The following is a 12,867-nucleotide window of genomic DNA, read 5'->3' as shown; positions in this document are numbered from 1 at the left end:
GGGGGGGGGGGGGGGGGGGGGGGGGGGGGGGGCGGGGGGGGGGGGGGGGGGGGGGCCCCCCCCGCCACCAGGTGAGGCCCCACGCCGCCCGAAGGGCGGGTCAGCTCGCCGCGTACGTGCGCAGGAACAGGGCCTCCGCCACCGACAGGCGCTCCAGTTCCTGCGGGGAGACGCTCTCGTCGACCGCGTGGATCTTCGCCTCGGGCTCGCTCAGGCCGATGAGGAGGATCTCCGCCTGCGGATAGAGCGCGGCGAGGGTGTTGCAGAGCGGGATGGATCCGCCCTGGCCGGCGTACTGCATCTCCTGCCCGGGGTAGGCCGCCGTCATCGCCTCGGCCATCGCCGCGTACGCGGGGCTGTCGGTGTCGGCGCTGAACGCCTGTCCCTGCCCGACCTGTTCGGTGCTCACCCGCGCGCCCCACGGGGTGTGCGCCTCCAGGTGCGCCTGCAGCAGCTTCGTGGCCTCGGCCGCGTCCACGCCCGGCGGCACCCGCAGGCTGATCAGCGCACGGGCGCTCGCCTGCACGGACGGGGTGGCCCCCACGACCGGCGGGCAGTCGATGCCGAGCACGGTGACGGCCGGGCGGGCCCAGATCCGGTCGGCGACCGTGCCGGAACCGATCAGCGAGACGCCGTCGAGGACCTTGGCGTCCTGACGGAACTGCCCCTCCTCGTATTGCAGGCCCTCCCAGCGCGAGTCGTCGGTGAGACCGTCGACCGTCGTCGAGCCGTCCTCGGCGCGCAGCGAGTCCAGGACGCGGATCAGCGCGCCCAGCGCGTCCGGCGCGGCCCCGCCGAACTGACCGGAGTGCAGGTTGCCCCGCAGGGTGTCGATCCGGACCCGCATCATGGTCATACCCCGCAGGGTGGAGGTGACCGTCGGCAGGCCCACCCGGAAGTTGCCCGCGTCGCCGATGACGATGGTGTCGGCCCTCAGCAGGTCGGGGTGCTGCTCGGCGTAGCGCTCCAGTCCGCCGGTGCCCTGCTCCTCGGAACCCTCGACGATCACCTTGACGTTCACCGGGACGCCGCCGTCGGCCTTCAGGGCGCGCAACGCGAGGAGATGCATGATCACGCCGCCCTTGCAGTCGGCGCTGCCGCGCCCGTACCAGCGGCCGTCGCGCTCGGTCAGCTCGAAGGGCGGGGTGGTCCAGGCAAACTCGTCCAGCGGGGGCTGCACGTCGTAGTGGGCGTACAGCAGCACGGTCTTCGCGCCGGCGGGGCCGGGCAGGTGACCGTAGACCGACTGGGTGCCGTCGGGGGTGTCGAGGACGGCCACGTCCTGGAAGCCCTCGGCGCGCAGCGCGGCCGTGATCCAGGCGGCGGCGGCCTCGCTCTCGCTCCGGGGGAACTGGTCGAAGTCCGCCACCGACTTGAAGGCCACCAGTTCGGTGAGCTCCTCCCGCGCCCTGGGCATCAGCGAGGCGACGGTCTCGGCGATCGGATGCGACGACATGGGCACGCTCCTTGTGGGTGCGACGTTGTACGGAGTGGCACTGGTCCGTTCGAGGGACCGTGCGAGCGTACGCGTTGCCGGGTGGGGGCGCGCACGCCGCCGATCCTGTCACAGCGGACCGTCATCGGACCGTGGCGATCTCCGCCGTAGGATGCGGGGGACAGGTGCGGCTAGCAGCTTGATCGGGAGCAGTAGACCATCGTGAGCAGCGAGAACTCTTCGGCGGGCGACGAGAACTCTTCGGCGGACGCGCGTCAGGTGTGGGATGTGGTCGTGGTCGGCGCGGGACCCGCGGGGGCTTCGGCCGCCTATGCGGCGGCGGTCACCGGGCGGCGCGTGCTGTTGCTGGAGAAGGCGGAGCTGCCCCGCTACAAGACGTGCGGCGGCGGCATCATCGGCCCGTCACGCGATGCCCTGCCCCCGGGCTTCGAGCTGCCCTTCCGCGACCGGGTGCACGCGGTGACCTTCTCGAACAACGGGCGCTTCACCCGGACCCGCCGCTCGCGGCAGATGCTGTTCGGGCTGATCAACCGGCCCGAGTTCGACCAGCAGCTCGTCGAGCACGCCCAGAAGGCGGGTGCGGAGCTGCGCACGGGCGTCACCGTGCAGCGGGTCGAGCAGCACGGGTCGTCGGTGCCGGACCGGCGCTCGGTGGCGGTGGTCCTGCAGGGCGGCGAGACGTTGCTGGCGCGCGCGGTGGTCGGCGCGGACGGCAGCGCGAGCCGGATAGGGGCGCACGTCGGCGTGAAGCTCGACCAGGTGGATCTCGGCCTGGAGGCGGAGATCCCGGTGCCGGAGACGGTCGCCGAGGACTGGAAGGGCCGTGTCCTCATCGACTGGGGGCCGATGCCCGGCAGCTACGGCTGGGTGTTCCCCAAGGGCGACACCCTGACCGTGGGCGTGATCTCGGCGCGGGGTGAGGGCGCGGCCACCAAGCGGTACCTGGAGGACTTCATCGGGCGGCTCGGCCTCGCGGGGTTCGAGCCGAGCATCTCCTCCGGCCATCTGACCCGCTGCCGGGCGGACGACTCGCCGCTCTCGCGCGGGCGGGTGCTGGTCTGCGGGGACGCGGCGGGTCTGCTGGAGCCGTGGACCCGCGAGGGCATCTCCTTCGCCCTGCGTTCGGGCCGGCTCGCCGGCGAGTGGGCGGTCCGCATCGCGGAGGCCCACGACGCGGTCGACGCCCGGCGGCAGGCGCTGAACTACGCCTTCGCGGTCAAGGCCGGGCTCGGTGTGGAGATGAGCGTCGGCAAGCGGATGCTCGCCGCCTTCGAGCGCCGTCCCGGGCTCTTTCACGCGGCCCTCACCGGGCTCCGCCCGGCCTGGAGGGCGTTCACCGACATCACCCGCGGCCGGACCACTCTCGGTGAGCTCGTCCGCTCGCATCCGATGGCCCAGCGCGCGCTGACCGCGATGGACCGGCGGCAGACGGCCGCGTCGACGTCGGCGCCCGTGGCGGAGGCGGAGACGCAGGCGGAGGCCGGGGCGAAGGAGGGCGAGTCCTGAAGCCGGGCTCCCGCTCCCCGCTCCCCGCTCTCCGCCCCCGCCCCCCGGTCCCACTCCCCGGTCCCCGTCTGCTCGGACGCCCGGGGGGTTGAGGAGCTGACGGAGTCCGAGGCCCGGTGCCGGAGTCGGGGCGGCGCCGACGGCCCCGGCTGACGGCGGCTCGCCGAGACCTGCCGGCGGACCCGCCCGGCCACGGCTGACGCATACCACCACGAACGGGCGCGACCGCTTCCTCCGACGTCCACTCCCGCTACGCGCGCGTCCGCCGTCACGCGTACTTCCAGGGGAGTACGGCCGCTCACCTCGCCCGGCGGACGTCCGGCCCCGCCGACGGCGTCTAGCGTGGCGGACATGGACGAAGAGCGGGTGCGCGGGCGCGCCGGCCCCGAGCGGTGGCGGGGGCACGGACCGTGGCCGCGCCGCTGGGATGGCCGCGAGGGCGTGGAGCCGGACGCGGGCCGATGGCCCTGGCGCTCCACCGCGCTGGTCACCGTGGTCGTGCTCGCCGGCTCCGCCTTCGCCGCGCACGCGCAGCGGGAGGAGCGGGCCTCGCTCGACGCGTTCGCGCGGGTCCTGCTGATCGTCGCCTCCGGGTTGCTGCTCTGGCGGCTTCGGCGACCGGTGGCCGTGGTGTTCGGCACGGCCGCCGCCGTGGCGGTCTACCTGGGCGCGGGCTACGCCTACGGTCCGGTCTTCCTCACGGTGGCCGTGGCGTGCTGCTCCGCCGTGGGCGCGGGCCGCCGCCGGGCCGCCTGGACGGCCCTGGGCATGCTGTGGGCCGTCCATCTGCTGGTGGCGCACTGGCTGTACCGGTGGCTGCCGCCCGCCGGCGACCGCCCGGCCCCCTTCGGGCAGGAGATCGTCGTCGCCGGATGGGTGGTGGCGATCGTGGCGGTCGCGGAGCTGGTCCGGATCCGGCGGGAGCAGTGGGCCCGGGAGCGGGCCGAACGGGCTCAGGCCGCCCGGCGGCGCGCCGGCGAGGAGCGGCTGCGCATCGCCCGCGAGCTCCACGACGTCCTCGCCCACAGCCTCTCGGTCATCAACGTGCAGGCGGGCGTGGGCCTCGCGCTCCTGGACTCCGACCCGGAGCAGGCCCGCACGGCGCTCACCACCATCAAGTCCGCGAGCAAGGAGGCGCTGGGCGAGGTGCGCCAGGTGCTGGACACCCTGCGCACGCCGGGCGACGCGCCGCGTTCCCCGGCCCCCGGTCTGGACCGGCTGCCGGAACTCGTGGAGCAGGCGGCGCGCGCGGGGCTCACCGTCGACGTGGCCGGTGAGGCGCCCCGGCTGTCGCCCCACACCGACCTCGCCGCCTTCCGGATCGTCCAGGAGGCCCTCACCAACGTCGTGCGCCACTCGGGGTCGCGCCACGCGCGGGTACGGCTCGACGGCAGCGGCGCGACGCTCCGGCTCCAGATCGACGACGACGGACCGGCGACCGGCGCGGAAGCCGGAGGCAGCGGCAACGGACTCGCCGGAATGCGGGAGCGGGCGGCGGCGCTCGGTGGCACGATCGAGGCGGGACGGCGGCCCGACGGCGGCTTCCGGGTTCTCGCCGTGCTGCCGACGACGGCCGGGGCGGACACGTGAGCGAGGGAGGACCGGTGATCCGCGTACTGCTCGCCGACGACCAGTCGTTGGTCCGCGCGGGATTTCGGGCGCTGCTCGACGCCCAGCCGGACATCGAGGTGGCCGGCGAGGCCGCCGACGGTGAGGAAGCGGTGCACGCGGTGCGTGAACTGCGGCCCGACGTCGTGCTGATGGACATCCGGATGCCGCGGCTCGACGGTCTGGCCGCCGCTCGCCGCATCACCGAGGACGAGGCTCTCGCCGAGGTCAGGGTGGTCATGCTCACCACCTTCGAACTGGACGAGTACGTCTTCGAGGCGATCCGTTCGGGGGCTTCCGGATTCCTGGTCAAGGACACCGAACCCGAGGAACTCCTGCGCGCCGTGCGGACGGTGGTCGCCGGTGACGCGCTGCTCTCGCCGGGAGTGACGCGCCGGCTCATCGCCGAGTTCGCCGCCCGTTCCAAGGAGCCGGCCGCGGCCGGCTCGCTGGCCCGGCTCACCGAACGGGAGCGGGAGGTGATGGCGCTGGTGGGGATCGGTCTGTCCAACGAGGAGATCGCCCGCCGCCTGGTCGTGAGCCCACTGACCGCGAAGACCCATGTCAGCCGCACGATGGTGAAGCTCGGCGCGCGGGACCGGGCCCAACTCGTGGTCCTGGCCTACGAGTCGGGGCTGGTCCGGCCGGGCTGGCTGGGCTGAGCGCCGTTGCGGAAGCGGACCAGCACGGAGACCACCCGGACCACGAACACCAGGGGGGCGAGCGTGAGACCCGCGCGCAGCGACACCTTCTCCACCGTGGACGGCAGTTCGAAGAGCAGCGCCGGTCCGGCCGCCGCCCCGAACAGCACGGCCGCCGCGAACGCCGCACTGAACAGCGCGTATCCGATCTCGACGGTGATCGCGTCCCGCTCGGCCTGCGATCGCCGCCGCTCCCCGTAACCGCTCATGGGGTGAGTGTCACAAATGTGCGCCCGGCGGGCCAGTCCGGCCCGCCGGGCGCACCCGTGCGCATCCGTCAGTCGCGGGCCCCGACGGTCTCCGCCTCGGTCCCGGTCTGCGTCTCGCTCCGCGTCCGCGTCAGGACCTTCGTCCCGGACTGCGTCCGGGCGCCCGTCTTCGGCGCGCTGGACCCGGCGACGACCACCGACCCGGCCGGGCGCCGGTTGCGCAGGCCGGGCAGGGTGATGAGCAGGCCCGCGGCGGCGATGACCGTCACCACCGTCAGGCCGGGCCGGTAGCTGTCGAGAACGGCCTGCGGAGTGGGGTCGGCCGGTGCGCCGGCGGTCACCACGGCCGTGACGACCGCGAGGAAGATCGCGCCGCCCACCTGCACCGACGTGTTCAGCAGCCCCGAGACCATGCCCTGCTCGTGGTCCGCGACGCCGTTGGTGGCCTGGATGTTGAGGGAGGGGAAGACCAGCGCGCAGGCCGCGCCGATGAGCAGCATCGACGGCAGGATGGCGGAGGCGTAGACCGGGTCGAGATCGACGCGCAGGAACAGCGCGTACCCGGCGACCATGAAGGCGAAGCCCGCGGCGATCAGCCGGGGAGTGCCGAACCGGTCGACGACGGAGCCGACCCTGGTGGAGGACACGGCCACCAGCGCGCCGGCCGGCAGGAAGGCGAGCGCCGTGTGCAGCGCCGACCAGCCCAGCAGCGTCTGCATGTACAGGGTGGCCAGGAACTGGAAGCCGACGTACGAGCCGAAGAACGCCATGGCGCCCAACTGGGCGCGGACCTGGCTGCCGGAGCGCAGCACGCCGAGCCGGATCAACGGGCCCGCCGAGCGGCGCTCGACCAGGACGAACACGGTCAGCAGGACGGCGACCGCGAGGAAGGACAGCAGGGTGCGGGCGGACGTCCAGCCGGACTGCGGGGCCTGGACGACGGTGAAGACCAGCAGCAGCATGGACGCCGTGCCGAGGACGGCGCCGGGGACGTCGTAGCCGTTGTGGTCCTTCTCCCGTTCGCTGCGCGGCAGCAGTTTCAGGCCCGCCGCCAGCGCGACCAGGGCGATCGGCGCGGGCAGCAGCATCGTCAGCCGCCAACTGGCCTCGGTGAGCAGGCCGGAGAGCACCAGCCCCATCGAGAAGCCGGTGGCGGCGCAGGTGGTGTAGATGGACAACGCGCGGTTGCGCAGCGGGCCCTGCGGGAACGTCGTGGTGATGATCGACAGACCGGCCGGGGCGGTGAAGGCCGCGCTCAGGCCCTTGATGAACCGGCTGGCGATCAGCAGCGGGCCCGAGTCGACGAGACCGCCGAGCAGCGAGGCCACCGCGAAGACGCCGAGGGCGATCAGGAAGACCTGGCGACGGCCGAGCAGATCGGCCGCCCGGCCGCCGAGGAGGAGCAGTCCGCCGTAGCCCAGGATGTAGCCGCTGACGATCCACTGCAGGGTCGAGGTGGAGAGTCCGAGGTCGGAGCCGATGGACGGCAGGGCCACGCCGACCATGGACACGTCCAGCGCGTCCAGGAACATCGCGGCGCACAGGACGAGCAGGGTGCCCCACAGGCGGGCGTTCCAGCGGCCCTCGGGGAGAGGAGGCGCGGAGGAGGGGAGCGGAGAGGTCATGGCGACAGGCTACATGCGCATGCATCGAATGCAAGCGCATTTAATTCTGATGCAATGAATCATCTCCTCTGCTACGGTGCGCCCCATGGCGGCCATGAAGGGCGGGATCGGGGACGAGCGGACGCTCGTGGAACAGTGGCGGGACATGCTGGCCCTGCACGCGCGCACCCAGTGCGAACTCGACCGGGCGCTGCACCGACACGGGCTGTGCGCAAGCGACTTCGAGGTGCTGGACGTCCTCGCCGAGGCGCCCGCGCCGGACGGCTCGTGCAGTTACCGCGTCCAGGAGATCGCCGAGCGGGTCCCCTCAGTCAGAGCGCGCTGTCGCGTCTCGTCGCCCGGCTGGAGAAGGACGGACTGGTCGAACGCGGGCTGTGCGCGGAGGACCGCAGGGGGGTCCGCGTCGCGCTCACGGGGAAGGGCCGCGCACTGCACGCGGACGTGAAGCCGGTGCAGCGCGCGGTGTTGACCCGGATGCTCGCCGAGTGACCTGCGGGGCCGGTCAGTTCACCCCGGACTTCTCGCGCCACAGCGCGGCCGGCGAGTCGTCGCCGCTCACGGCCGGCAGCGGCAGCCTGTTCCACAGCGACAGATAGAGCGCCCCCGCGGGACCGGACACCTCGCAGTCGGCCGCCCCCTCGGCGCCGCGCTCGGTCACGGGCGGCTCGGCCGACAGGCGGACCGTCCACACCGCGTCGGCCCTGTCGGTGGCCCGCACTCTCAGGACCGCCGGCTCCTCGGTGCGCACCCGGCTCTTGTCACGGGCGTGGAATCCCCGCAGCAGTTCGTCGATCCCGTCCGCCGCGAAGGCGGCGTCCAGGTCCCGGGCGGCCTCCTCGGGGTCGCGGCCCCCGGCCGCCTCGGCGTCCACGCGATGCACGGCCGTCTCGTGGGCCTGCCGCCGCGCCCAGAACGCGAGCGGCGACGGCGCGGGCAGGAACTGCCAGCACGCCACGTCCGGCGAGGCCTGCGACAGGGTGTCCACCAGCCGCAGATGCCCCTCGCGGAACCAGGCCAGCAGCGGTTCGCCGTCGAGGTCCGGCGGATCGCCCAAGGGGACGAACGAGGTGCTGCGCTCGGCGACGAACGAGGTCGCCCAGCGATGCACCGCGCCCGTGTGCAGCAGCAGATCCCTCACCCGCCACTCCGGGCAGGTCGGCACCTTCGCGTCGGGGCCGGCCTGCGCGGCCGCGGCGGCCAGCGATCGGCCCTCCCGGTCCAGGACACGGATGAACTCGGCAGTCTCCATGGGGGGAGTCTGCCGTATGGAGCGCGATCCAGGGGAGCGCTGTCCACGGTCCCCCGGACACGGTCGCGGGTCGCCGCCGTGGGCGACGCGCGGCGCCTCGTGTTCACCCGGAGCTCCACCGAGTCGTCGACGCGACGTCGCCGGAGCCGAGCGGAGGGCTTCGCCGAAGCGGGGGAGATTCCGCGCTGATCTCGGCGTATCCGCGGCAGGCGCGGATACGGCCACTAAGATTCCGCGACGCGTCGGACATCTCAGCCGCGACTCGGGGGAGCCGAATCCATGAACGCCTACAACCCGCAGGGCGGACCGCCGCCTTATGACCCGTACCGCCCCTACGGACCCTACGGCCCGCAGCCGGTGCCGCCGCCCGTACCGCCCGTGCGCCGGGTGGGGCCGGCGCGCCGGCTCTGGCGCGCCGTAGGCCCCCTCGCGGCCGGCCGCAAGGTCTTCCGCCCCTCGCGGCCCGGCCGGGTCGACGATCCGGCGGTCGCCCGCATGCAGCGCGTGCGCACCGTCGTCGGACTCTGCGCGGTGGTGTGGGTGACGTTCTCCTACAAACTCGCCGCGTCCGCGGCCGACCTGGCCGACGATCGCCTCGACCAGTCCTGGAACGCCGTCCTCGTGCTGTCGGTGACCTTCCCGGTGGTCGTCGGCGCGCTCATCGGCATGGCCCGCCCCCCGGCCAGGCGGGAACTGCTGCGACGGGCCCGCAAGCCGTTCGGCTCGATCCTGGCGCTGATCGGCGGCGTGGCCCTCTTCCCGGCCGCCGTGCTCAGCGGGCTGGCGGACGGCCGGCTCGCCACGAACCCGGTGATGACGGCCGTCACCGTCGTCGTCGTCCTGCTCATGCTGGTCTGGGTTCTGCCCTTCATCGCCTACGGCGTCGGGATGTCCCTCGTGCACGTGTTCCGCACCGCGGACATCCACGAGACGGTTCCGCCGCTGCTGGCGCTGGTCCTCGTGTGGGAGATGGCGCTGATCGACCTGCTGACCGGGGCGTACGAGGGCGTGCCGGGGCCGGTGCGGATCGTGCTCGTGCTCGGCGCCCCGTTCTCGGTGACCGCGGTCGCCCTGTGGGAACTGCGACGACTGCGCGTCGGCTACGGCCTCACCCTGCGCGGGGCGCTCATGCGGTGACACCGCAGGCGACCGCCGACGACCGCCGGCACCCTGCGGCGACAGCGATCCGAACGCCGGGCAGCCCGGCCCTGACTTGGTGTTTTACAGTGGCTGTCGCCAGTGCAGGAGACTCCGGAACTGTGAGGTACACGCGCATCATGTCGACCGAAACGTTTGAGTTCCAGGTAGAGGCCCGTCAGCTGTTGCAGCTGATGATCCACTCGGTCTACTCGAACAAGGACGTCTTTCTCCGCGAGCTCGTCTCCAACGCCTCCGACGCGCTGGACAAGCTGCGCCTCGCCGCGCTGCGCGACGACACGCTCGACGCCGACGTCTCCGACCTGCACATCGACATCGAGTCCGACACCGAGGCCCGCACCCTGACCGTGCGCGACAACGGCATCGGGATGTCCTACGACGAGGTCGGCCGGCTCATCGGCACCATCGCCAACTCGGGCACCGCGAAGTTCGTCCAGGAACTGCGCGAGGCGCAGGACGAGGCCGGGGCCGAGGGGCTGATCGGCCAGTTCGGCGTCGGCTTCTACTCGGGCTTCATGGTCGCGGACGAGATGACGCTGCTGACCCGCCGGGCCGGCGAGAGCCAGGGCACCCGCTGGTCCTCGCGCGGCGAGGGCACGTACACCCTGGAGCGGGTGGACGACGCGCCGCAGGGCACCACCGTCACCCTGCACCTGAAGCCGGCCGACTCCGACGACCAGCTGCACGACTACACCTCGGACTGGACGATCAGGGAGATCGTCAAGCGCTACTCCGACTTCATCACCTGGCCGATCCGGATGGTCCCGAAGGCGGCGGCGACCGGCGCCGACGGTTCCGACGACGGCTCCGACGACGAGGCCGGCGCCGCGCGCGAACCCGAGACGCTGAACTCGATGAAGGCACTGTGGGCGCGCTCGCGCGAGGACGTGTCCGACGACGAGTACCACGAGCTGTACAAGCACATCAGCCACGACTGGCGTGAACCGCTGGAGACCGTCCGGCTCCAGGCGGAGGGCACCTTCGAGTACCAGGCGCTGCTGTTCGTCCCCTCGCACGCCCCCCACGACCTGTACAACCAGGGCTACAAGCGCGGCGTGCAGCTGTACGTGAAGCGCGTCTTCATCATGGACGACTGCGAGGCGCTGCTGCCGCCGTACCTTCGCTTCGTCAAGGGCGTGGTCGACGCGGCGGACCTCTCGCTCAACGTCTCCCGCGAGATCCTCCAGCAGGACCGGCACATCCGGATGATGCAGCGTCGGCTCACCAAGAAGGTCGTGTCGACGGTCAAGGACATGATGACCTCGGCCCCCGACCGGTACGCCACGTTCTGGCGGGAGTTCGGCGCCGTCCTGAAGGAGGGTCTGCTGACCGACTCCGACAACCGCGACACCCTCCTCGCCGTCTCGTCGTTCGCCACCACGCACAGCGAGGACGAGCCGACCACGCTGAAGGGCTATGTCGAGCGGATGAAGGACGGGCAGGACGCCGTCTACTACCTGACCGGCGAGTCCCGGCAGAGCATCGAGAACTCCCCGCACATGGAGGCGTTCCGGGCCAAGGGCATCGAGGTGCTGCTGCTCACGGACCCGGTCGACGAGGTGTGGGTCGACGCGGTCGGCGAATTCGAGGGCAAGCCGCTGCGGTCCGTGGCCAAGGGCGAGGTCGATCTCGGCGGCGAGGGCGACGAGAAGGCCGACGGCGAGCGCGAGAAGCAGGGCGAGGAGTACGCCGCGCTGCTCGGCTGGATGAAGGAGCACCTGGACGAGGACGTGAAGGAGGTGCGGCTGTCCTCGCGCCTGACGGTGTCGCCGGCCTGCATCGTCTCCGACGCGCACGACCTGACTCCGGCGCTGGAGAACATGTACCGCGCGATGGGGCAGGAGGTGCCGCGCGCCCGCCGGATCCTCGAACTGAACCCGGACCACGTGCTGGTGAAGGGCCTGAACCAGGCTTACAAGGAGCGCGAGGACCGCACGGGGCTCGCCGAGACCGCGGAACTGCTGCACGGGCTGGCGGTTCTCGCCGAGGGCGGTCGCCCCAAGGAGCCCGGCCGGTTCGTGAAGCTGGTGGCCGACCATCTGGAACGCGCGCTGTAGCCAGGGGTCGCACGACCGGGCAGGCAGCCGCCTGCCCGGTCCACCTCCCCACCCGGTGAACCGCTCGCACGGTTGAAGCGGTTCGGCAGCCGGCTCTACCGTGCAGGCGCGACACCGTCGGCGAGAGGTGGGGCATGACGCACGTCGAGGACGAGCTGGCCGACCAACCCGCGTGCTGGGCCCGGGCCGCGGACGAAGCCGCCGGGCACACCGAGGCACTGCCGAGGCCCGGGGAGCGGGTGGCGCTCGTGGGATGCGGCACCTCCTGCTTCATGGCCCAGGCCGCGGCGGCCCTGCGCGAGGGCGCGGGGCACGGCGAGACGGACGCCTTCGCCGCCTCGGAGTTCCCGCACCGCCGCCGCTACGACCGGGTGGTCGCCCTGACCCGCTCCGGCACCACCACCGAGGTCCTCGACCTGCTCGCCCGCCTGCGCGGACACACCCGCACCACCGCGATCACCGCCGACCCGCACACCCCGGTCGCGACCGCCGCCGACCACGTCGTCGTCCTGGACTACGCCGACGAACGCTCCGTCGTGCAGACCCGGTTCGCGACCACCGCCCTCACCCTGCTCCGCGCCCACCTGGGACTGCACACCGACGCCGTCGTCGAGGAGGGCCGCACCGCGCTGGCCGAGCCGCTGCCCCAAGGCCTCCTGGACTGCGGGCAGTTCACCTTCCTGGGGCGGGGCTGGACGGTCGGGCTCGCGAACGAGGCCGCGTTGAAGATGCGGGAGGCCTCGCTGGCCTGGACGGAGGCCTACTCCGCCATGGAGTACCGGCACGGGCCTGTCAGCATCAGTACCGAGGGCACGGCCGTCTGGGCGTTCGGCGAGGCGCCGCCGGGCCTGGCCGACGACGTGCGCGCCACCGGCGCGCTGTGGATCGAGGGCGCACCAGACCCCCTCGCCGAACTGGTCCGCGCCCAGCGTCTGGCCGTCGCGTACGCCGCCGCCCGCGGCCTCGATCCGGACCGGCCGCGCCACCTCGCCCGCTCGGTCATCCTCACCCCTGAGCCCTGAGCCCTGAGCCCTGAGCCCTGAGCCCTGAGCCCTGAGCCTGCCCTCGCAGTCCTCGCAGTCCTCGCAGCGCTCGACGTTCCCGAGGTGCTCGACGTTCCCGAAGAGGAGGTGCCGTGCCGCTCACCACCACCGGCGAGCTGGCCACCCGGGCCCGTGCGGCCCGCAGCGCCGTCGCCGCCTTCAACATCGTCACGCTGGAACACGCCGAGGCCGTTATCGCGGGGGGGGGGTGCCCCTATGGGTTTCGTCAAGCTGATGGGGCGGGCTGGGGTTCGT

At 72.9% G+C, this 12,867-nt stretch carries 10 protein-coding genes and 2 pseudogenes; 8 read left to right on the top strand and 4 right to left on the bottom strand.

All coding sequences use genetic code 11. The annotated features are described in order from the left end of the window. Positions 1–100: 100 nt before the first annotated feature. The gene (locus tag ACFVYK_RS36610) at positions 101–1,456 is read right to left on the bottom strand and encodes a dipeptidase (RefSeq protein ID WP_389781056.1); all 1,356 of its coding nucleotides are present in this window, start codon (positions 1,454–1,456) and stop codon (positions 101–103) included. A gap of 201 nt (positions 1,457–1,657) precedes the next feature. Between ACFVYK_RS36610 and ACFVYK_RS36605 the strand changes: the two genes are divergently transcribed. The 3 genes from ACFVYK_RS36605 to ACFVYK_RS36595 all read left to right on the top strand — a co-directional run bounded on the left by ACFVYK_RS36605 (position 1,658) and on the right by ACFVYK_RS36595 (position 5,232). Further along, the gene (locus ACFVYK_RS36605; protein WP_389781055.1) at positions 1,658–2,962 is read left to right on the top strand and encodes a geranylgeranyl reductase family protein; all 1,305 of its coding nucleotides are present in this window, start codon (positions 1,658–1,660) and stop codon (positions 2,960–2,962) included. Positions 2,963–3,313: 351 nt separating this feature from the next. Continuing rightward, the gene (locus tag ACFVYK_RS36600; protein WP_389781054.1) at positions 3,314–4,552 is read left to right on the top strand and encodes a histidine kinase; all 1,239 of its coding nucleotides are present in this window, start codon (positions 3,314–3,316) and stop codon (positions 4,550–4,552) included. Positions 4,553–4,566: 14 nt separating this feature from the next. Next, positions 4,567–5,232 carry a response regulator gene (locus ACFVYK_RS36595; protein ID WP_389781053.1) on the top strand — a complete coding sequence of 222 codons (666 nt, stop codon included), beginning with the start codon at positions 4,567–4,569 and terminating at the stop codon, positions 5,230–5,232. Here the strand turns inward: ACFVYK_RS36595 and ACFVYK_RS36590 are convergent. Together ACFVYK_RS36590 and ACFVYK_RS36585 are read right to left on the bottom strand one after the other, a co-directional pair. Further along, positions 5,193–5,480, bottom strand: a complete 288-nt coding sequence (locus ACFVYK_RS36590) for a DUF6332 family protein (RefSeq protein WP_389781052.1) — start codon at positions 5,478–5,480, stop codon at positions 5,193–5,195. The genes ACFVYK_RS36595 and ACFVYK_RS36590 overlap by 40 nt on opposite strands. A 68-nt stretch (positions 5,481–5,548) precedes the next feature. Continuing rightward, a complete protein-coding gene (locus tag ACFVYK_RS36585; protein WP_389781051.1) occupies positions 5,549–7,105 on the bottom strand; it encodes an MFS transporter in 1,557 nt (518 codons plus the stop codon). 85 nt (positions 7,106–7,190) lie between these two features. On the opposite strand from ACFVYK_RS36585, the pseudogene ACFVYK_RS36580 reads away from it, so the two are divergent. Next, positions 7,191–7,594 (top strand): annotated as a pseudogene (locus ACFVYK_RS36580) (MarR family winged helix-turn-helix transcriptional regulator). Between the two features lie 13 nt (positions 7,595–7,607). On the opposite strand, the gene ACFVYK_RS36575 reads toward ACFVYK_RS36580, so the two are convergent. Continuing rightward, positions 7,608–8,354, bottom strand: coding sequence for a maleylpyruvate isomerase family mycothiol-dependent enzyme (locus ACFVYK_RS36575; protein ID WP_389781050.1), 747 nt, complete (start codon positions 8,352–8,354; stop codon positions 7,608–7,610). Between the two features lie 279 nt (positions 8,355–8,633). Between ACFVYK_RS36575 and ACFVYK_RS36570 the strand changes: the two genes are divergently transcribed. From ACFVYK_RS36570 to ACFVYK_RS36555, 4 genes and pseudogenes are all read left to right on the top strand, one after another. After that, entirely contained in the window at positions 8,634–9,491 is an 858-nt protein-coding gene (locus ACFVYK_RS36570; protein WP_389781049.1) for a hypothetical protein, read from the top strand. Positions 9,492–9,631: 140 nt separating this feature from the next. Then, positions 9,632–11,569, top strand: a complete 1,938-nt coding sequence (gene htpG, locus ACFVYK_RS36565; protein WP_389781048.1) for a molecular chaperone HtpG — start codon at positions 9,632–9,634, stop codon at positions 11,567–11,569. A gap of 134 nt (positions 11,570–11,703) precedes the next feature. Then, positions 11,704–12,591 carry an SIS domain-containing protein gene (locus ACFVYK_RS36560; protein ID WP_389781047.1) on the top strand — a complete coding sequence of 296 codons (888 nt, stop codon included), beginning with the start codon at positions 11,704–11,706 and terminating at the stop codon, positions 12,589–12,591. A gap of 113 nt (positions 12,592–12,704) precedes the next feature. Next, positions 12,705–12,867 (top strand): annotated as a pseudogene (locus ACFVYK_RS36555) (fructose-bisphosphate aldolase); the annotation flags it as partial.

The sequence above is a fragment of the Streptomyces sp. NPDC058291 genome (genome assembly GCF_042880855.1).
Taxonomy (GTDB): Bacteria; Actinomycetota; Actinomycetes; order Streptomycetales; family Streptomycetaceae; genus Streptomyces.
The sequence above is the reverse complement of the archived record's forward strand: the minus strand, read 5'-3'. Positions and strand labels throughout refer to the sequence as shown.

Bases quoted from the DNA above. Each gene is read 5' to 3' on its own strand.
- ACFVYK_RS36575 (WP_389781050.1), bottom strand. From the start codon at position 8,354: ATGGAGACTGCCGAGTTCATCCGTGTCCTGGACCGGGAGGGCCGATCG.
- ACFVYK_RS36570 (WP_389781049.1), top strand. From the start codon at position 8,634: ATGAACGCCTACAACCCGCAGGGCGGACCGCCGCCTTATGACCCGTAC.
- ACFVYK_RS36600 (WP_389781054.1), top strand. From the start codon at position 3,314: ATGGACGAAGAGCGGGTGCGCGGGCGCGCCGGCCCCGAGCGGTGGCGG.
- ACFVYK_RS36560 (WP_389781047.1), top strand. From the start codon at position 11,704: ATGACGCACGTCGAGGACGAGCTGGCCGACCAACCCGCGTGCTGGGCC.
- ACFVYK_RS36590 (WP_389781052.1), bottom strand. From the start codon at position 5,480: ATGAGCGGTTACGGGGAGCGGCGGCGATCGCAGGCCGAGCGGGACGCG.
- ACFVYK_RS36585 (WP_389781051.1), bottom strand. From the start codon at position 7,105: ATGACCTCTCCGCTCCCCTCCTCCGCGCCTCCTCTCCCCGAGGGCCGC.
- ACFVYK_RS36610 (WP_389781056.1), bottom strand. From the start codon at position 1,456: ATGTCGTCGCATCCGATCGCCGAGACCGTCGCCTCGCTGATGCCCAGG.
- htpG (WP_389781048.1), top strand. From the start codon at position 9,632: ATGTCGACCGAAACGTTTGAGTTCCAGGTAGAGGCCCGTCAGCTGTTG.